Genomic DNA, 17,147 nt, shown 5'->3' with positions numbered 1-17,147 from the left:
CGAGACGTCACAGTCTCGTGAGGATTGCGCGCGGGATACGTTTCGCCTGGGTGGCCGGGGTCACACGCGGGGCAGTGACTCCACCCCGATGCCGCCCTCGATCGCCAGGATCCGGTGCAGCCGGGTGGCGACCAGGAGGCGCTGCATCTGCGGCGGTACGTCGCGCAGCACCAGTCGGCGACCGCAGCGGCCGGCCCTGCGGTGTGCTCCCATGATCACCCCGAGCCCGGTGGCGTCCCAGGAATCCAGCTCGGACAGGTCCAGCACCAGGTCTCCGACTCCGTCGTCGACGGCCGAGTGCAGGACCGTACGGGCGTCCGCCGCGCTGCGGACGTCGAGGCGGCCCCCGACGACCAGCTCGGCGTGGTCGCCCCTGATGTACATATGCGCTCCCCGTGAGTGCGTGTAGTACTCCACGATCTGATGTCCAGTGATGACACCTCTGACTGCGTTGGGCGGTCAGAGGTTGCCGTCTGTGAGCGAACCGATACCGAATTCACCCTTCGGTGTGAAACCCGAGGGGCTTGTGCGGTTTCAGTGCTTGTAGAAGCCCTGCCCGCTCTTGCGTCCGATGTCACCGGCGTCCACCATCCGGCGCATCAGCTCCGGCGGGGCGAACTTCTCGTCCTGGGACTCGGTGTAGATGTTGCTGGTGGCGTGCAGCAGGATGTCGACGCCGGTCAGGTCCGCCGTGGCGAGCGGTCCCATGGCGTGGCCGAAGCCCAGCTTGCAGGCGAGGTCGATGTCCTCGGCGGTCGCGACGCCCGACTCGTAGAGCTTGGTCGCCTCGACGACGAGGGCGGAGATGAGACGGGTGGTCACGAACCCCGCGACGTCCCTGTTCACGACGATGCAGGTCTTGCCGACCGACTCGGCGAACTCCCGCGCGGTGGCGAGGGTTTCGTCGCTCGTCTTGTAGCCGCGGACCAGCTCGACGAGCTGCATCATCGGCACCGGCGAGAAGAAGTGCACGCCGACGACGCGCTCCGGGCGCTCGGTGGCCGCCGCGATCTTGGTGATCGGGATCGCGGAGGTGTTGGAGGCGAGCACGGCGTCCGCACGGACGATCTTGTCGAGCGCGCGGAAGATCTCGTGCTTGACCTCGAGCTTCTCGAAGACGGCCTCGACGACGATGTCGGCGTCGGCGGCCGCGTCCAGGTCGGTGGTCGCGGTGATCCGGGCGAGGGCGGCGTCGGCGTCGTGCGCCTCCAGCTTGCCCTTGCTCACGAACTTGTCGTACGAAGCTTTGATACCGTCGGTGCCGCGCTTCAGCGCCTCTTCGGTGACGTCCCTCAGGACCACGTCCCAACCCGCCTGGGCGGAGACCTGGGCGATGCCGGAACCCATCAAGCCGGCGCCGATGACGGCGAGCTTCCGTGCCACTGTTGCGACTCCCCTTTGAAACGCCTTACACCCTGTTTACGTTGCCTCTTCGGCGGACCCTAGCGCTCGTGAGGTGCTGTGTGGCCGGTTAGTAATGCGCGTCACGTCTCATCTGACGGACGTCACACCGGCAGGCGTCACTAGTGGTCTCGTACGGCGTAGTTGAGCACCTTATCGCTCAACAACTCCTCCATGTCGTCGAGAAGCGCGAGCGTCTCTCGTGACACTTCGTCCGGTTTGCGCCCGGCGACCATCTCCCGTCCGATGCTGCCCATGACCGTCTGGTGGAGCCAGTTGATCTGACCGGCGATCAGAGCGGGCAGCGGATCGCCGGGCGCGGCGCCGGTCTCCTCGCGCAGGGTCGTCTCCAGGTTCTCCTGGACCTCCTGCTGGATGCTCCACAGCCGGGAGCGGAGCGTCGGCGCGTCCTGGACGACCCGCATGAAGCGGTCGTAGCCCGCCAGCAGGCCGACCCGCGGCGACACCGCCTCGACCTCGCCGCGCAACTCCCTCAGTACGGCCGCGGCCGCCGACTCCCCGACGTCCCGGCCGCGCACCCAGCGCGAGAGCCGGTCGACGATGCCCTTGCTGCGGTCGAGGAAGAGGTCCTCCTTGGCCGGGAAGTAGTTGTAGACGGTGTTGACGGAGACGTTCGCGGCGTCAGCGATCTCGGCGACGGTCACCGCGTCGAACCCCCGCTCGATGAACAGGCCGGTCGCGACGTCCGAGATGTACTGCCGGGTCTGCCGCTTCTTCCGCTCCCTGAGCCCCTCTGCCATGTCCCGATCCTAACCGTTCTTGGGCTTCCTTGATTTTTGGAGCCATTGCAAAATTTCAGGGACTCTGTTTTTCTGGCTTCATGGCTACCGTCATCAGCGCGGCCGGACTGGCCCGCGCCTTCCAGACCAAGCACGGCCCCGTCGAGGCCGTCCGCGGTATCGATCTCACCGTCCGCGAGGGCGAGATCCTCGGCTTCCTGGGCCCGAACGGCGCCGGGAAGACGACCACCCTGCGGATGCTCACGACCCTGTTGGCACCCACCGGCGGCGCGGCCACCGTCGCCGGCTGCGACCTCGCGACCGACGCCGCGGGGGTGCGGCGGGCGTGCGGATACGTGGCCCAGTCGGGCGGGGTGGATCCCCAGATCTCCGTGCGGGAGGAACTGGTCACGCAGGGGCGGCTCTACCGGCTGACAAAGGACCAGGCCATCGCGCGCACCGCGGAGCTGGCGCGCGACCTCGGCCTCACCGAGCTGCTCGACCGCAGGTGCGGCACGCTCTCCGGCGGCCAGCGCCGCCGACTGGACATCGCGATGGCACTCACGCACCGACCGAAGGTGCTGTTCCTCGACGAGCCGACCACCGGACTCGACCCCGCCAGCCGCGCCGACCTGTGGGAGCTGATCCGCCGTCTGCGCGACGAGTACGGCACGACCGTCTTCCTGACCACCCACTACCTCGACGAGGCCGACGCCCTTTCCGACCGTCTGGTGATCGTCGATCAGGGCGTGGTCGTGGCGGAGGGCACACCGGCCAAGCTGAAGCTGGAGTTCGCGGGCTCGATCGACGCCTCGCTCCAGGACACCTTCCTCGCGATCACCGGCCGCAGCGCCACGCCGACCGACGCCGCCCCCGTAGCCGTATAGGGACCCCATGCTTCTCCAGGACACCGCTCTCATCTACGGCCGCTACCTCCGCCAGTCGCTCCGCTCCCGCATCGCCCTGCTCTTCGGCGTGCTGACGCCGCTGCTGTATCTGCTGTTCTTCGGCCCGCTGCTCACCGATCTGCCGCTCGGCGGACGGGGTAGCTCCTGGCAGGTCCTCGTGCCCGGGCTGCTGCTCCAACTGGGGCTGTTCGGGGCGCTGTTCGCCGGCTTCCTGATCATCATCGAGAAGAGCCAGGGCGTGGTGGAGCGGATGCGGGTCACCCCCGTGAGCCGGCTCGCCCTGCTCCTGGGCCGGGTGCTGCGCGACGCCACGGTGTTCGTCTTCCAGGCAGTGCTGCTGGTCCTCGCCGCGGTGGCGATGGGGCTCCGGGCCCCGCTGGCCGGGGTGCTGATCGGCTTCGCGTTCGTCGCCCTGCTGACCGTCTCGCTGGCCTCGCTGTCGTACGCGCTGGCGATGAAGGTCCGTACACCCCAGGAGTTCGGCCCGCTGATCAACGCCGTGTCGATGCCGTCGATGCTGCTGTCCGGCCTCATGCTCCCGATGACCCTCGGCCCGTCCTGGCTGGACGTCTTCTCCCACGTCATGCCGCTGCGCTATCTGGTGGACGCCATGCGGGACGCGTACGTCGGCTCCTACGCGACGCCTCACATGCTGTACGGCGTCGTGGTCGCCGTGGCCCTCGCGGGACTCGCCGTGACGGTGGGCACACGGGTCTTCCGGACGTCCGGGGCGTAACTACGCTGACCTCATGGTCAATCTGACGCGCATCTACACCAGGACCGGCGACCAGGGCACCACCGCCCTCGGCGACATGAGCAGGGTCGCCAAGACCGATCCGCGGATCTCCGCCTACGCGGACGCCAACGAGGCGAACGCGGTGATCGGCACGGCGATCGCCCTGGGCGGCCTCGAGGAGGAGGTCGTCAAGGTCCTCACCCGTGTACAGAACGACCTGTTCGACGTCGGAGCCGATCTCTCGACGCCGGTCGTCGAGAATCCCCAGTTCCCGCCCCTGCGTGTCGAGCAGTTCTACGTCGACAAGCTGGAGGCGGACTGCGACCGCTTCAACGAGCGGCTGGAGAAGCTCCGCTCCTTCATCCTGCCGGGCGGCACCCCGGGCGCGGCCCTGCTCCACCAGGCCTGCACGGTCGTACGCCGCGCCGAGCGCTCGACGTGGGCGGCGCTGGAGGTCCACGGAGACCACATGAATCCGCTCACGGCGACCTACCTGAACCGCCTGTCGGACCTGCTCTTCATTCTTGCCCGTACGGCCAACAAGAATGTCGGCGACGTCCTGTGGGTACCTGGCGGCGAACGCTAGCAACGACTCCCGTCCGGCCGGGGGTCCGGGGGTCGCCCCCCCCGGAAGATGCAGCATTCTTGCCCGCACGGCCAACAAGGAGGTCGGCGACGTCCTGTGGGTACCTGGCGGCGAACGCCAGCAACGACTCCCGTCCGGCCGGGGGTCCGGGGGTCGCCCCCCCCGGAAGATGCAGCATTCTTGCCCGCACGGCCAACAAGGAGGTCGGCGACGTCCTGTGGGTGCCTGGCGGCGAACGCCAGCAACGACTCCCGTCCGGCCAACAAGGACGTCGGCGACGTGCTCTGGGGCCCGGGCGGGGAGCGTCAGCGCTCGCGCTTGGGGAACAGCGTGTAGTTGCCGGCGATGACCAGGTTGATGCCGATCAGCCAGAGCATGCGTTGCTGCCAGGCGCGCAGCGAGTCGGTCTGCCCGTCGCCGACGCACCAGACCGCGGCTTGGAGCAGAGCCACGGCGACCACCGCGGCGAGGATCCAGCGGCCCGCGACCTTCCACTCGTGAACGGCGCGGGCCGTGCCGTACCTCGGCGGCCGCACCGGCGGCGGGCCACCCGCGAACCGGTGGGCGACCCGGGCGTCCGCCCACTTGATCGTGGAGTGACCGAGGCCCACGGTGAAACCGATGTAGACGGCGGCCAGGCCGTGCCTCCAGTCGGGCTCGGCACCGTTCCTGAGGTCGATCGCGGTGACCGCGAACAGCACGAGCTCCAGCAACGGCTCGCACAGCAGCAGGGCCAGCCCGACGCGCGGCATGCGCAGCCCGTAGCGGAAGGTCAGCCCGGCTGCCAGCAGCACCCAGAAGGCCACCTCACACGCGACGATCAGTGCGACGATCACGACAGCTCCTTTCGTCCGTTCTCCAGGCTCCCGGCGCGCGCGGTCCCTTTCTTCGTCGCCGGTGACGAAACCGCCGTACATCGAAAGATGCAGTCCAGGACCGTTCCCGGGCATCACGCGCGGTGTGCGGACACCGTGTTGGATGGAGTCATGGCCCTCCCCCGCCCGCACCGCTTCGACGTGTACATCGCGGTCGGAAGCCTGCTCGGCGGTCTGCTGCTGGTGGGCATCGGCCTGGGCACTCGGCCGTCCAGTGACCCGATCACCCTCTTCGACGGCCCCTGGCCGGTCCTCGTACCGCTCACCGTGCTGGCCGGTTGCGAACTGATGCGCCGGACGGCGCCCCGCACGGCCCTGCTGACCGGCACCGTGGCGATCTGCGCCGACCTCGTGACCCAGGGCAATCTCGCCACGATCCTGATGTTCACCGACGTCGTCTACGCGGCCGTGCTGTACGGCCCCCTCGCCTCGGCCCGCCGCATCCAGTGGATCACCGGGCTGCTGACCGTGGCCGGGACGCTGGTGCCGTTCGCGGTGTGGCGGGTGCCGGAGGCGCTGCTGATCGGTGTGGTCGTCGGGGTCGTGGCGTACGCGCCCGCCGCCACCGGGTGGATCGTGCGCAACCACCGTGACGCCGCCGAGGCCGCCCGGCTGCGTGCCGAACAGACCGCACTGCTCGCCGAGATGGACCGCGCCCAGGCCGTCACCGCCGAACGCGCCCGAATGGCACGGGAGTTGCACGACATGGTGGCCAACCATCTGTCGGCGATCGCCATCCACTCCACGGCCGCGCTGTCCATCGACGACCCCGCGACCTCCCGGGAGGCCCTCTCGGTGATCCGGGAGAACAGCGTCGACGGGCTCGCCGAGATGCGCCGGCTGATCGGCATCCTGCGCGCCGGCGACCACGAGCCCGCCGCCGTCCCGACCCTCGACGGTCTCACCGCCCTCGTCGACGGCGCCCGCGCCAACGGCCTGGACGCCACTCTGGACGCCCGCCACCACGACGCCGTGCCCGCTCCCGTCGAACTCGCCGCCTACCGCATCGTGCAGGAGTCCCTGACCAACGCCCTCAAGCACGCGTGTCCGGGCCGGGTCACGGTGGGCCTCGCCCAGCGGGACGGCGAGCTGACCGTCACGGTGAGCAGTCCGTACGGCGACCGGGACGGACCCCGCGCCCCCGGCTCCGGCGCCGGGCTGGTCGGGATGCGCGAGCGGGCCGCGTTGCTCGGCGGCACGTTCGACGCCGGTCCCGACGGGCCGCACTGGACGGTACGCGCCACCCTGCCCCTGCGTGAAGGAGTCCCCGAATGATCCGCGTCCTCGTCGCCGAGGACCAGTCCGCCGTCCGCGCCGGGCTGGTCCTCATTCTGCGCAGCGCCCCCGGCATCGAGGTGGTCGGCGAGGCGGCGGACGGTGAACAGGCGGTGGCGCTGGCCCGCGAGCTGCGGCCGGACCTCGTGCTGATGGACGTTCAGATGCCGCGCCTGGACGGGGTGTCGGCGACGCGGCAGGTCGTCGGGGAAGGGCTCGCGGACGTCCTGGTGCTGACCACCTTCGATCTCGACGAGTACGTGTTCGGGGCCCTGCGGGCCGGGGCCGCCGGTTTCCTGCTGAAGAACACGGAGGCCAAGGACCTCATCACCGCCGTGCACACGGTGGCGCGGGGCGAGGGAATCGTCACCCCTGCCGTCACCCGGCGTCTGATCGCCGAGTTCGCCGCCAGGCCGGTCCGCGGGACGAGCGCCGACCCGGCGGTCCTGGACACCCTCACCCGCCGGGAACGCGAGGTGCTGTCCTGTCTCGGGGAGGGCCTGTCCAACGCCGCGATCGCCGGCCGCCTCGACATGGCGGAGGCCACGGTGAAGACGCACGTCAGCCGTCTGCTGGGGAAGCTGGAGCTGCGCAGTCGGGTGCAAGCAGCCGTACTGGCACAGGAGTTGGGCGTCTAGTTGCGTCTTGCACCAGAGTGGTCCAGACCTATTGACCTGTGGTCCAGACCTTTCTATTCTCGCGGCACCGTGGGTGTGAAGGCTCAGTCACGCCCCCAACTCCCCTAGGAGGCGCACCATGCGCTTCAGACACAGAGCCGCGGCAGGGTTCGCGACGCTGTTGCTCCCCATCGCCGGCCTGGTCGGCCTCGCGAGCCCCGCCCAGGCCGCGAGCACCGCCACCGCCACCTACGCCAAGACCCAGGACTGGGGCACCGGCTTCGAAGGCAAGTGGACGGTGAAGAACACCGGGACCACCAGCCTCAGTTCCTGGACCGTCGAGTGGGACTTCCCCTCCGGCACCTCCGTCACCTCCGCCTGGGACGCCGACGTCACCTCCTCCGGCACCCACTGGACCGCCAAGAACAAGTCCTGGAACGGCACCCTCGCCCCCGGCGCCTCCGTCTCCTTCGGCTTCAACGGCACCGGCTCCGGCTCCCCGTCGGGCTGCAAGCTCAACGGCGGCAGTTGTGACGGCGGCTCCACTCCGGGGGACGCGGCACCGTCCGCCCCCGGCACCCCCACCGCCTCCGGTATCACCGACACCTCGGTGAAGCTGGCCTGGAGCGCGGCCACCGACGACAAGGGCGTCAAGAACTACGACGTGCTGCGCGACGGTGCCAAGGTGGCGACCGTGACGACGACCTCGTACACGGACACCGGTCTGACCGCCGGCAGCGACTACTCCTACACGGTCCAGGCCCGTGACACCGCCGACCAGACGGGACCCGCAAGCGGCGCGGTCGCCGTGCACACCACCGGCGGCACCACCGACCCGCCGCCCACCGGCTCCAAGGTCAAGCTCGGCTACTTCACCGAGTGGGGCGTCTACGGCCGCAACTACCACGTCAAGAACCTGGTGACCTCGGGCTCCGCCTCGAAGATCACGCACATCAACTACGCCTTCGGCAACGTCAAGGACGGCAAGTGCGTCGTCGACGACACCTACGCCGCCTACGACAAGGCGTACACCGCCGACCAGTCGGTCTCGGGCGCCGCCGACACCTGGGACCAGCCGCTGCGCGGCAACTTCAACCAGCTGCGTGAGCTCAAGGCCAAGTACCCGAACATCAAGATCCTCTACTCCTTCGGCGGCTGGACCTACTCCGGCGGCTTCGCGCAGGCCGCGGCCAACCCCGCCGCCTTCGCCGCCTCCTGCAAGTCGGTCATCGAGGACCCGCGCTGGGCGGACGTCTTCGACGGCATCGACATCGACTGGGAGTACCCGAACGCCTGCGGTCTGACCTGCGACACCAGCGGGGCCGCCGCCTTCAAGAACCTGATGGGAGCGCTGCGTTCGGAGTTCGGCTCCAACTACCTGGTCACCGCGGCCATCACGGCCGACGGCTCCTCCGGCGGCAAGCTCGACGCCGCCGACTACGGCGGCGCCTCCCAGTACGTCGACTGGTACAACGTGATGACGTACGACTACTTCGGTGCCTTCAACGCCCAGGGCCCGACCGCCCCGCACTCGCCGCTGACGTCGTACGCCGGCATCCCGCAGGCGGGCTTCAACTCGGCCGACGCGATCGCCAAGCTGAAGTCGAAGGGCGTCGCCTCGAACAAGCTGCTGCTCGGCATCGGCTTCTACGGCCGCGGCTGGACCGGCGTCACCCAGGCCGCTCCCGGAGGCTCGGCGACCGGCGCGGCACCCGGCACCTACGAGGCGGGCATCGAGGACTACAAGGTCCTCAAGACGTCCTGCCCCACCACCGGCACCGTCGCGGGCACGGCCTACGCCTACTGCGGCAACAACTGGTGGTCCTACGACACCCCAGCGACCATCGCCGGCAAGATGACCTGGGCCAAGAACCAGGGCCTGGGCGGCGCGTTCTTCTGGGAGTTCAGCGGCGACACGGGCAACGGAGAGCTGGTGAGCGCCATCAACAGCGGACTGTCGTAACCGGGTCGCCAAGCGACATTGACGCTCCCCCAGACTTCGTCCGGGGGGACCCCCACCCAGCGAGTGAATGTGGCTACGCCACATTCACTCGCTGTCCGGGCGGGGCTGCCTCCAGCCACGCGAGGAAACCGGTCAGCGCGTCGTCGCTCATGGCGAGTTCGAGACGCGTGCCCCGGTGCACACAGGTCAGGATCACGGCGTCGGAGAGGAGGGCCATCTCCTCCTCCCCGTCGGGGAGACGGCGGCCGGCGACCTCGATCGCGGCGCGCTCCAGCACCCGGCGCGGGCGATAGGCGTAGGAGAAGACGCGGTACCACTCGACGCGGTCACCGTTGTAGCGGGCGACGCCGTAGCTCCAGCCTTTGCCGCTGGTGTCGGTCTTCTCCGGCACGTCCCAGCGCAGGGAACAGTCGAAGGTGCCGCCGGAGCGCTGGATGAGTCTGCGCCGCAGACCGAAGACGAACAGCCCCAGCACCACCAGGGCCACGACGATTCCGCACACAGTCAGAGCGAGGACCATCGACACCGACCTCCTCGTCTCCTAGGTACCTTCAATAGGTAACGGAACGGAAAAAACATCCAGATCTGCCTCAGCCGCGACCGGCTCCGGATCACTCCGGTGCCGGCCGCGGCTGAGGAACGTCATACGGCTCCGCGCTGGTTCAGCGCGACGTCGCCGCACGCAGTCGTACGTCCGCGCGACGCTCGGCGGCGGCGTCGCCCTCCGCCTTCGCGCGCTCCAGCTCCCGCTCCGCGCGCTGGACGTCGATCTCGTCCGACAGCTCGGCGATCTCGGCCAGCAGCGACAGCTTGTTGTCCGCGAACGAGATGAAACCGCCGTGCACCGCGGCGACGACCGTTCCACCATCACTCGTACGGATGGTCACCGGGCCCGACTCCAGCACACCGAGCAGCGGCTGGTGACCGGGCATGACGCCGATGTCGCCGGACGTGGTGCGCGCGACGACCAGGGTGGCCTCGCCGGACCAGACCTCTCGGTCGGCCGCGACCAGCGCGACGTGCAGCTCAGCAGCCAAGGTGGCTCCTCGGGTCACCACCCGACTCTCATCGCCGGGTGTTATTGGCAAGTCTAGTAGGGCGCCGAGCACCAAGGTGTCGGGGCCCACCCCGGAACGCGGCCGGGGGTCTGGGGGTTGTCCCCCAGGAGATGCGGCAGTGGGCGTGAATGAGGGGGCGGGACGTACCCCGCCCCCTCAAGCGTGAACCACAGGGTTCACTCAGAACTCAGTGGCTTCAGGAGACGCCGAGCTCCTTGGCGTTGGCCTTGAGGTCCTCGATGCCACCGCACAGGAAGAACGCCTGCTCCGGGAAGTGGTCGTAGTCGCCGTCGATGATCGCGTTGAACGCGGTGATCGACTCGTCCAGCGGCACGTCCGAGCCGTCCACGCCGGTGAACTGCTTGGCGACGTGGGTGTTCTGGGACAGGAAGCGCTCCACGCGGCGGGCACGCTGGACGACCAGCTTGTCCTCCTCGCCGAGCTCGTCGATACCCAGGATCGCGATGATGTCCTGGAGGTCCTTGTACTTCTGCAGGACCCCCTTGACACGCATGGCCGTGTTGTAGTGGTCCGCCGAGATGTAGCGCGGGTCCAGGATCCGGGACGTGGAGTCCAGCGGGTCCACGGCCGGGTAGATGCCCTTCTCGGAGATCGGACGGGACAGCACCGTCGTCGCGTCGAGGTGGGCGAACGTGGTGGCCGGGGCCGGGTCGGTCAGGTCGTCCGCGGGGACGTAGATCGCCTGCATCGAGGTGATCGAGTGACCACGGGTCGAGGTGATGCGCTCCTGGAGGAGACCCATCTCGTCGGCCAGGTTCGGCTGGTAGCCCACCGCGGAGGGCATCCGGCCGAGCAGGGTCGAGACCTCGGAACCGGCCTGCGTGAAGCGGAAGATGTTGTCGATGAAGAACAGCACGTCCTGCTTCTGCACATCGCGGAAGTACTCCGCCATGGTCAGACCGGCGAGGGCCACGCGCAGACGGGTGCCCGGGGGCTCGTCCATCTGACCGAAGACCAGCGCGGTCTTGTCGATGACGCCCGACTCCGCCATCTCCTCGATGAGGTCGTTGCCCTCACGCGTGCGCTCACCGACACCGGCGAACACGGAGACACCGTCGTGGTTGTTGGCGACGCGGTAGATCATCTCCTGGATGAGCACCGTCTTGCCGACGCCGGCACCACCGAACAGACCGATCTTTCCACCCTTGACGTACGGGGTGAGAAGGTCGATGACCTTGACGCCGGTCTCGAACATCTCGGTCTTCGACTCGAGCTCGTCGAAGTTCGGAGCCTTGCGGTGGATGCCCCAGCGCTCGCCCTCGTACTTCTCGTCGGTGTTCAGCACCTCACCGAGGGTGTTGAACACCTTGCCCTTGGTGAAGTCGCCGACCGGCACGGTGATGGAGGCACCCGTGTCGGTGACCGCGGCCTGGCGGACCAGACCGTCGGTGGGCTGCATGGAGATGGTGCGGACCAGGCCGTCACCCAGGTGCTGGGCGACCTCCAGGGTCAGCGTCTTCTTCGCGCCGTCGAGGGCCGGGTCGGCCACCTCGACGTGCAGAGCGTTGTAGATCTCCGGCATCGCGTCGACGGGGAACTCCACGTCGACGACCGGGCCGATGACCCGGGCGACGCGGCCCGTGGCAACGGCCGTCTCAACTGTCGTCGTCATTACCTGTCACTCCCCGCGGACGCGTCGGCCAGGGCTGCGGAGCCGCCGACGATCTCGCTGATTTCCTGGGTGATTTCGGCCTGGCGGGCCGCGTTGGCAAGTCGGGAGAGGCTGGTGATCAGGTCTCCCGCGTTGTCGGTGGCCGACTTCATCGCGCGCCGCGTGGCGGCGTGCTTGGAGGCGGCCGACTGGAGCAGCGCGTTGTAGATACGGCTCTCCACGTAGCGCGGCAGAAGGGCGTCGAGGACGTCCTCCGCCGAGGGCTCGAAGTCGTACAACGGGAGGATCTCGCCCTGGGGGGCGGCATCCTTCGCCACGTCTTCGAGGCTGAGCGGGAGCAGACGGTCGTCGAGCGCCGTCTGCGTCATCATCGAGACGAACTCGGTGAAGACGATGTGGAGCTCGTCCACGCCGCCCTCGGCCGTGTCCTTCTCGATGGCCTCGATCAGCGGCGCCGCGACCTTCTTGGCGTCCGCGTACGTGGGCTGGTCGGTGAAGCCGCCCCACGACTCCGTGATCTTGCGCTCACGGAAGTTGTAGTGCGCGACACCACGGCGGCCGACGATGTAGATCTCGACCTCCTTGCCCTCGCGCTCCAGCCGCTCGGTGAGCTTCTCCGCCGTCTTGATGGCGCTGGAGTTGAAGGCACCGGCAAGACCACGGTCGCTCGTCAGGAGCAACACCGCGGACCGCACGACCGTCTCGGCCTGCGTGGTCAGCGGGTGCTTCGTGTTCGAGCCGGTACCGACCGCCGTGACCGCACGCGTCAGTTCCTGCGCGTACGGCGTGGACGCCGCCACCTTGCGCTGCGCCTTGACGACGCGCGAGGCGGCGATCATCTCCATCGCCTTGGTGATCTTCTTGGTCGCGGTGACGGATCGGATGCGACGCTTGTAGACCCGGAGCTGGGCTCCCATGAGTCAGGTCCCTTCCGTCGTCACTTGGCCGTGGCGGCCGGCGCGTCTTCGCCGAGAAGCTTGCCGTCCGAGGTCTCGAACTGCTTCTTGAACTCCGCGATGCCGTCGGCGATGGCGGTGAGCGTGTCGTCCGACATCTTGCCGCCCTCCTTGATGGAGGTCATGAGGCCCTGCTCCTTGCGGTGCAGGTACTCCAGCAGCTCCTTCTCGAAGCGGCGGATGTCGGAGACCGGGACCTCGTCCAGCTTGCCGGTGGTGGCCGCCCAGATGGAGACGACCTGGTCCTCGGTGGCCATCGGCTGGTACTGAGCCTGCTTGAGCAGCTCGACCAGTCGCTGACCGCGCTCCAGCTGCGCCTTCGACGCGGCGTCCAGGTCGGAACCGAAGGCGGCGAACGCCTCCAGCTCACGGTACTGCGCGAGGTCCAGGCGCAGACGGCCGGAAACCTGCTTCATCGCCTTGTGCTGCGCGGAACCACCGACTCGGGAGACGGAGATACCGACGTTCAGCGCGGGGCGCTGACCGGCGTTGAACAGGTCCGACTCCAGGAAGCACTGGCCGTCGGTGATGGAGATGACGTTGGTCGGGATGAACGCCGAGACGTCGTTGGCCTTGGTCTCGACGATCGGCAGACCGGTCATCGAGCCGGCACCCAGCTCGTCGGAGAGCTTGGCGCAGCGCTCCAGCAGACGGGAGTGCAGGTAGAAGACGTCACCCGGGTAGGCCTCACGCCCCGGCGGGCGACGCAGCAGAAGGGACACGGCGCGATAGGCGTCGGCCTGCTTCGAGAGGTCGTCGAAGATGATGAGGACGTGCTTGCCCTCGTACATCCACTGCTGGCCGATGGCCGAACCGGTGTACGGCGCCAGGTACTTGAAGCCGGCCGGGTCGGACGCCGGGGCGGCGACGATGGTCGTGTACTCCAGCGCGCCGGCCTCTTCCAGGGCGCCACGCACGGAGGCGATGGTCGAGCCCTTCTGACCGATGGCGACGTAGACGCAGCGGACCTGCTTCTTCGGGTCGCCGGAACGCCAGTTGTCGCGCTGGTTGATGATCGTGTCGACGGCCAGGGCGGTCTTGCCGGTCTGACGGTCACCGATGACCAGCTGACGCTGGCCGCGGCCGATCGGGGTCATCGCGTCGACGGCCTTGTAGCCGGTCTCCATCGGCTCGTGCACCGACTTACGGGCCATGACGCCCGGAGCCTGCAGCTCAAGCGCGCGACGACCGCTGGTCTCGATCTCGCCGAGGCCGTCGATCGGGTTGCCGAGCGGGTCGACGACGCGGCCGAGGTAGCCCTCGCCGACGGCCACGGAGAGGACCTCACCGGTACGGGAGACCGGCTGACCCTCCTCGATGCCGCTGAACTCACCGAGGACGACGCAGCCGATCTCGCGCTCTTCCAGGTTGAGCGCGAGGCCGAGGGTGCCGTCCTCGAACTTCAGCAGTTCGTTGGCCATGGCCGAGGGCAGACCCTCGACCTTCGCGATGCCGTCGCCGGCAAGGGTGACCGTACCGACCTCCTCGCGCGAGGCCGCGTCCGGCTTGTACGACTGGACGAAGTTCTCCAGCGCGTCCCGGATCTCCTCCGGCCGGATCGTGAGCTCCGCCATCTGGGTTCCCTGCTCTCCTTGTTGGGCCCGAAGTTTCACTTTGGGGGTCTGGGGTCGGCCCCCAGGATTCTTCATGTACGGCCCAACCAGGGCCGTCGTAAGTACGTACTGCTATGAAGTTGCTGTCAGCCCGCCAGGCGGCGGCCGGCGTCCTCGATGCGGTCCGCGATCGAGCCGTTGATGACCTCGTCGCCGACCTGCACCCGGATCCCGCCGAGGACCTCGGGGTCCACGTCGAGGTTGAGGTGCATCTGGCGGCCGTAGAGCTTCGCCAGGGCACCGCCCAGACGCTGCTTCTGCTGGTCGCTCAGCGGAACCGCCGAGGTGACGACGGCCACCATGCGGTCCCGGCGCTCGGCGGCGAGCTTGGACAGGGACTCGAGGCCCGCCTCCAGGCTACGTCCCCGGGGCGCGGCCACAAGGCGCGTCACCAGACGTTCGGTCGTCGCATCGGCGCGGCCGCCAAGCAGGCTGCCGAGCAGCCCACGCTTGGCCGGGGCCGTTGCGGCGCGGTCGGTCAGCGCGGCGCGCAGCTCGGTGTTCGAGGCGACGATCCGGCCGAACCGGAACAGCTCGTCCTCGACGTTGTCGAGCTTGCCCCGCTGCTGCGCGGCGGTGAGGTCGGCGGCGTCGGCCAGCTCCTCCAGCGCGTCCACCAGGTCACGCGAGCGCGACCAGCGGGAGCGCACCATGCCGGACACCAGGTCGGTGGTGGGACCGCCGACCTGCGTGCCGATCAGGCGCCGGGCCAGTTCGGCCTTGGCCTCGCCGGGCTGCGCCGGGTCGGTCAGGACCCGACGCAGCGACACCTCGCGGTCGAGCAGCGCGGTGACGGCGGCCAGCTCGTCGGCGAGCGAGCCGGCGTCCACGGACGTGTTGTCCGTCAGCGCGTCGAGACGCTCGCGTGCGGCTGCCAGGGCATCGCGGCTCGCTCCGTTCATCGCGCGGCCTCGGCCTTCTCCTCGAGGTCACCGAGGAAGCGGTCGATCACGCGGCTCTGCCGGGCGTGGTCCTCGAGGGACTCACCGACGAGCTTGCCGGCCAGGTCGGTGGCGAGCTTGCCGACGTCCTGGCGCAGCGCGGACGCGGCGGCCTTGCGGTCGGCCTCGATCTGCGCGTGACCGGCGGCGACGATCTCCTCGCGCTGCCGCTGGCCTTCCGCGCGCATCTCGGCGATGAGCGTGGCGCCCTGCTCCTGAGCCTCCTGGCGCAGGCGCGCAGCCTCGTGGCGGGCCTCGGCGAGCTGTGCCTTGTACTGCTCAAGGACGCTCTGGGCCTCGGTCTGCGCGGCCTCGGCCTTCTCGATACCGCCCTCGATGGCCTCACGACGCTCGTCCAGAACCTTGTTGATGTTCGGGAGGAGCTTCTTGGCGAGGAAGCCGAAGACGATGACGAAGGCGATCAGGCCGATGACGAGCTCGGGGATCGGCGGGACGAGGGGGTTTTCCTTCGCCTCGGCCGCCAGAATGAGCATCTGGCTCATGTCAGTGCCTTTCGTCTAGTGGGCTGTCGCTGAACGGCAGATCACTGGCCGTAGACGAACGGCATGACCAGACCGATGAGGGCGAGCGCCTCACAGAAGGCGAAGCCGAGGATCTGGTTGGCACGGATCAGGCCGGCAGCTTCGGGCTGACGGGCAAGAGCCTGGGTGCCGTTGCCGAAGATGATGCCGACGCCGACGCCGGGACCGATGGCGGCGAGGCCGTAGCCGATGGAGCCGAGCGAACCGGAGACGGCAGCGAGGGTCTCAGTGGCAGCCATGCTGATTCTTCCTTATCTGTACGGACCGGCGGGGGTTGGCCGCCGGACACCAAGGGGGGTTCGGGAGGCGGTGCTCAGTGGTGCTCGGCGAGCGCGCCCTGGATGAAGGTGCAGGTCAGCAGCACGAACACATACGCCTGCAGGGCCTGGATGAACAGCTCGAAGGCCGTCATGACGATCACCATGATGAACGAGACGCCCGCGTAGGCGATCCCGATGCCGTTGAGCAGGTACCAGCTGGCGATCGTGAAGAGCAGCAGCAGGGTGTGTCCCGCGAACATGTTCGCGAAGAGTCGCACGGCGTGGGTGAACGGCCGGACGAGCAGGTTGGAGAAGAACTCGATCGTCATGGCCAGCGGGAGAACCGGGCCGAGCGACTTGTCGTAGCCGGTGAAGTTCTTGAAGGCGCCGACGAATCCGTGCCGCTTGAACGTCAGCGAGACCCAGAGGATGTAGACGATCGCCGCGAGGACGATCGGGTACGCGATGATCGAGGTCACCGGGAACTGGGCGACCGGGACGATCGACCAGAGGTTCATCATCCAGATGAAGAAGAACAGCGAGACGACCAGCGGTACGTACTTCTCGCCTTCCTTCTTTCCGATGGTCTCGTAGACGACACCGCGGCGGATGAAGTCGTAGCCGGACTCGGCGACCATCTGCAGCTTGCCGGGGACGACCTTCGGCTTGCGGAAGGCGGCCCAGAAGAAGCCGACAACGATGACCGAGCCGATCAGCGCCAGCAGCATCGGCTTGTTGAAGTACACGTTGCTGTCGCCGTCCCCCAGGAGGGGCTCGAACAGGAACGAGTGCAGGCCGGGTGCCGGGAAGCCACAACCGTCGAAGATGTGGCAATCGGTCTCGAAGGCGAGCACCTGCGTCGGGTCAGCACTCACCGCGGGCTCCTTCAGCGTGGCGCATAGGTACGGCAACCTCGTTGTGTCGGCGCGGCGCGCAGCCGCGGTTCGGCACTGGACTGGTGTAACGGATGTGGGGGCGGCCGGGGGGCATCGAGCCTCGCGTTCGAGCAGGCGTCAGCTCGGATGCCCGCGCCCGCGATGCCG

19 protein-coding genes and 1 pseudogene are annotated in these 17,147 nt (G+C 68.6%); 7 read left to right on the top strand and 13 right to left on the bottom strand.

Going from position 1 to position 17,147, the window contains the following annotated elements; genetic code table 11:
* Positions 1-60 precede the first annotated feature (60 nt).
* The 3 genes from BFN33_RS42450 to BFN33_RS42440 all read right to left on the bottom strand — a co-directional run bounded on the left by BFN33_RS42450 (position 61) and on the right by BFN33_RS42440 (position 2,162).
* A complete protein-coding gene (locus BFN33_RS42450; RefSeq protein WP_031040714.1) occupies positions 61-384 on the bottom strand; it encodes an STAS domain-containing protein in 324 nt (107 codons plus the stop codon).
* A gap of 150 nt (positions 385-534) precedes the next feature.
* Positions 535-1,383 carry a 3-hydroxyacyl-CoA dehydrogenase family protein gene (locus BFN33_RS42445; protein WP_069765569.1) on the bottom strand — a complete coding sequence of 283 codons (849 nt, stop codon included), beginning with the start codon at positions 1,381-1,383 and terminating at the stop codon, positions 535-537.
* Between the two features lie 140 nt (positions 1,384-1,523).
* Entirely contained in the window at positions 1,524-2,162 is a 639-nt protein-coding gene (locus BFN33_RS42440; RefSeq protein WP_069765568.1) for a TetR/AcrR family transcriptional regulator, read from the bottom strand.
* 80 nt (positions 2,163-2,242) lie between these two features.
* Between BFN33_RS42440 and BFN33_RS42435 the strand changes: the two genes are divergently transcribed.
* The 4 genes and pseudogenes from BFN33_RS42435 to BFN33_RS52385 all read left to right on the top strand — a co-directional run.
* Positions 2,243-3,028 (top strand): ABC transporter ATP-binding protein, encoded by a 786-nt coding sequence (locus BFN33_RS42435; RefSeq protein ID WP_069765567.1) that lies wholly within the window; start codon positions 2,243-2,245, stop codon positions 3,026-3,028.
* 7 nt (positions 3,029-3,035) lie between these two features.
* Positions 3,036-3,785 carry an ABC transporter permease gene (locus tag BFN33_RS42430; protein WP_069765566.1) on the top strand — a complete coding sequence of 250 codons (750 nt, stop codon included), beginning with the start codon at positions 3,036-3,038 and terminating at the stop codon, positions 3,783-3,785.
* A 13-nt stretch (positions 3,786-3,798) separates the two neighbouring features.
* A complete protein-coding gene (locus BFN33_RS42425; RefSeq protein WP_069765565.1) occupies positions 3,799-4,371 on the top strand; it encodes a cob(I)yrinic acid a,c-diamide adenosyltransferase in 573 nt (190 codons plus the stop codon).
* Between the two features lie 55 nt (positions 4,372-4,426).
* A pseudogene (locus BFN33_RS52385) lies at positions 4,427-4,489 on the top strand (cob(I)yrinic acid a c-diamide adenosyltransferase); the annotation flags it as partial.
* Positions 4,490-4,676: 187 nt separating this feature from the next.
* Here BFN33_RS52385 and BFN33_RS42420 read toward each other — a convergent pair.
* Positions 4,677-5,207 carry a hypothetical protein gene (locus BFN33_RS42420; protein ID WP_069765564.1) on the bottom strand — a complete coding sequence of 177 codons (531 nt, stop codon included), beginning with the start codon at positions 5,205-5,207 and terminating at the stop codon, positions 4,677-4,679.
* A gap of 150 nt (positions 5,208-5,357) precedes the next feature.
* On the opposite strand from BFN33_RS42420, the gene BFN33_RS42415 reads away from it, so the two are divergent.
* From BFN33_RS42415 to BFN33_RS42405, 3 genes are all read left to right on the top strand, one after another.
* Positions 5,358-6,521, top strand: a complete 1,164-nt coding sequence (locus BFN33_RS42415) for a sensor histidine kinase (protein ID WP_069765563.1) — start codon at positions 5,358-5,360, stop codon at positions 6,519-6,521.
* Entirely contained in the window at positions 6,518-7,159 is a 642-nt protein-coding gene (locus tag BFN33_RS42410) for a response regulator transcription factor (RefSeq protein WP_069765562.1), read from the top strand. Before BFN33_RS42415 ends, BFN33_RS42410 begins: the two co-directional genes overlap by 4 nt.
* Positions 7,160-7,277: 118 nt before the next feature.
* On the top strand, positions 7,278-9,101 hold the full coding sequence (locus BFN33_RS42405) for a glycoside hydrolase family 18 chitinase (RefSeq protein WP_069765561.1): 1,824 nt from the start codon (positions 7,278-7,280) through the stop codon (positions 9,099-9,101).
* 73 nt (positions 9,102-9,174) lie between these two features.
* Here the strand turns inward: BFN33_RS42405 and BFN33_RS42400 are convergent, their stop codons facing one another.
* The 9 genes from BFN33_RS42400 to atpB form a co-directional block, all read right to left on the bottom strand.
* Entirely contained in the window at positions 9,175-9,621 is a 447-nt protein-coding gene (locus tag BFN33_RS42400; RefSeq protein ID WP_069765560.1) for a DUF2550 domain-containing protein, read from the bottom strand.
* A gap of 142 nt (positions 9,622-9,763) precedes the next feature.
* Entirely contained in the window at positions 9,764-10,138 is a 375-nt protein-coding gene (locus BFN33_RS42395; RefSeq protein WP_037721615.1) for a F0F1 ATP synthase subunit epsilon, read from the bottom strand.
* A 217-nt stretch (positions 10,139-10,355) separates the two neighbouring features.
* Positions 10,356-11,792, bottom strand: a complete 1,437-nt coding sequence (gene atpD / locus BFN33_RS42390; protein WP_062045591.1) for a F0F1 ATP synthase subunit beta — start codon at positions 11,790-11,792, stop codon at positions 10,356-10,358.
* On the bottom strand, positions 11,792-12,709 hold the full coding sequence (locus tag BFN33_RS42385; protein ID WP_069765559.1) for a F0F1 ATP synthase subunit gamma: 918 nt from the start codon (positions 12,707-12,709) through the stop codon (positions 11,792-11,794). Before BFN33_RS42385 ends, atpD begins: the two co-directional genes overlap by 1 nt.
* A gap of 20 nt (positions 12,710-12,729) precedes the next feature.
* Positions 12,730-14,322: a F0F1 ATP synthase subunit alpha gene (atpA, locus tag BFN33_RS42380; RefSeq protein ID WP_069765558.1), complete on the bottom strand. Its 1,593-nt coding sequence runs from the start codon at positions 14,320-14,322 to the stop codon at positions 12,730-12,732.
* Positions 14,323-14,447: 125 nt separating this feature from the next.
* A complete protein-coding gene (locus BFN33_RS42375; protein WP_069765557.1) occupies positions 14,448-15,263 on the bottom strand; it encodes a F0F1 ATP synthase subunit delta in 816 nt (271 codons plus the stop codon).
* The gene (locus BFN33_RS42370; protein ID WP_069765556.1) at positions 15,260-15,805 is read right to left on the bottom strand and encodes a F0F1 ATP synthase subunit B; all 546 of its coding nucleotides are present in this window, start codon (positions 15,803-15,805) and stop codon (positions 15,260-15,262) included. The genes BFN33_RS42375 and BFN33_RS42370 overlap by 4 nt, the downstream gene beginning before the upstream one ends.
* A 41-nt stretch (positions 15,806-15,846) precedes the next feature.
* Entirely contained in the window at positions 15,847-16,083 is a 237-nt protein-coding gene (locus BFN33_RS42365; RefSeq protein ID WP_033285402.1) for an ATP synthase subunit C, read from the bottom strand.
* A 74-nt stretch (positions 16,084-16,157) separates the two neighbouring features.
* A complete protein-coding gene (gene atpB, locus BFN33_RS42360) occupies positions 16,158-16,994 on the bottom strand; it encodes a F0F1 ATP synthase subunit A (protein ID WP_079141321.1) in 837 nt (278 codons plus the stop codon).
* Positions 16,995-17,147 lie beyond the last annotated feature (153 nt).

This window comes from Streptomyces sp. LUP47B (assembly GCF_001746295.1).
GTDB lineage: Bacteria > Actinomycetota > Actinomycetes > Streptomycetales > Streptomycetaceae > Streptomyces.
The sequence above is the reverse complement of the archived record's forward strand: the minus strand, read 5'-3'. Positions and strand labels throughout refer to the sequence as shown.

What these genes read in the sequence shown, in the direction of transcription:
- BFN33_RS42415 (WP_069765563.1), top strand. Translation starts at nt 5,358, where the DNA reads ATGGCCCTCCCCCGCCCGCACCGCTTCGACGTGTACATCGCGGTCGGA.
- BFN33_RS42375 (WP_069765557.1), bottom strand. Translation starts at nt 15,263, where the DNA reads ATGAACGGAGCGAGCCGCGATGCCCTGGCAGCCGCACGCGAGCGTCTC.
- BFN33_RS42410 (WP_069765562.1), top strand. Translation starts at nt 6,518, where the DNA reads ATGATCCGCGTCCTCGTCGCCGAGGACCAGTCCGCCGTCCGCGCCGGG.
- BFN33_RS42440 (WP_069765568.1), bottom strand. Translation starts at nt 2,162, where the DNA reads ATGGCAGAGGGGCTCAGGGAGCGGAAGAAGCGGCAGACCCGGCAGTAC.
- BFN33_RS42435 (WP_069765567.1), top strand. Translation starts at nt 2,243, where the DNA reads ATGGCTACCGTCATCAGCGCGGCCGGACTGGCCCGCGCCTTCCAGACC.
- BFN33_RS42405 (WP_069765561.1), top strand. Translation starts at nt 7,278, where the DNA reads ATGCGCTTCAGACACAGAGCCGCGGCAGGGTTCGCGACGCTGTTGCTC.
- BFN33_RS42370 (WP_069765556.1), bottom strand. Translation starts at nt 15,805, where the DNA reads ATGAGCCAGATGCTCATTCTGGCGGCCGAGGCGAAGGAAAACCCCCTC.
- BFN33_RS42450 (WP_031040714.1), bottom strand. Translation starts at nt 384, where the DNA reads ATGTACATCAGGGGCGACCACGCCGAGCTGGTCGTCGGGGGCCGCCTC.
- BFN33_RS42425 (WP_069765565.1), top strand. Translation starts at nt 3,799, where the DNA reads ATGGTCAATCTGACGCGCATCTACACCAGGACCGGCGACCAGGGCACC.
- BFN33_RS42400 (WP_069765560.1), bottom strand. Translation starts at nt 9,621, where the DNA reads ATGGTCCTCGCTCTGACTGTGTGCGGAATCGTCGTGGCCCTGGTGGTG.
- BFN33_RS42365 (WP_033285402.1), bottom strand. Translation starts at nt 16,083, where the DNA reads ATGGCTGCCACTGAGACCCTCGCTGCCGTCTCCGGTTCGCTCGGCTCC.
- atpD (WP_062045591.1), bottom strand. Translation starts at nt 11,792, where the DNA reads ATGACGACGACAGTTGAGACGGCCGTTGCCACGGGCCGCGTCGCCCGG.
- BFN33_RS42385 (WP_069765559.1), bottom strand. Translation starts at nt 12,709, where the DNA reads ATGGGAGCCCAGCTCCGGGTCTACAAGCGTCGCATCCGATCCGTCACC.
- BFN33_RS42430 (WP_069765566.1), top strand. Translation starts at nt 3,036, where the DNA reads ATGCTTCTCCAGGACACCGCTCTCATCTACGGCCGCTACCTCCGCCAG.
- atpA (WP_069765558.1), bottom strand. Translation starts at nt 14,322, where the DNA reads ATGGCGGAGCTCACGATCCGGCCGGAGGAGATCCGGGACGCGCTGGAG.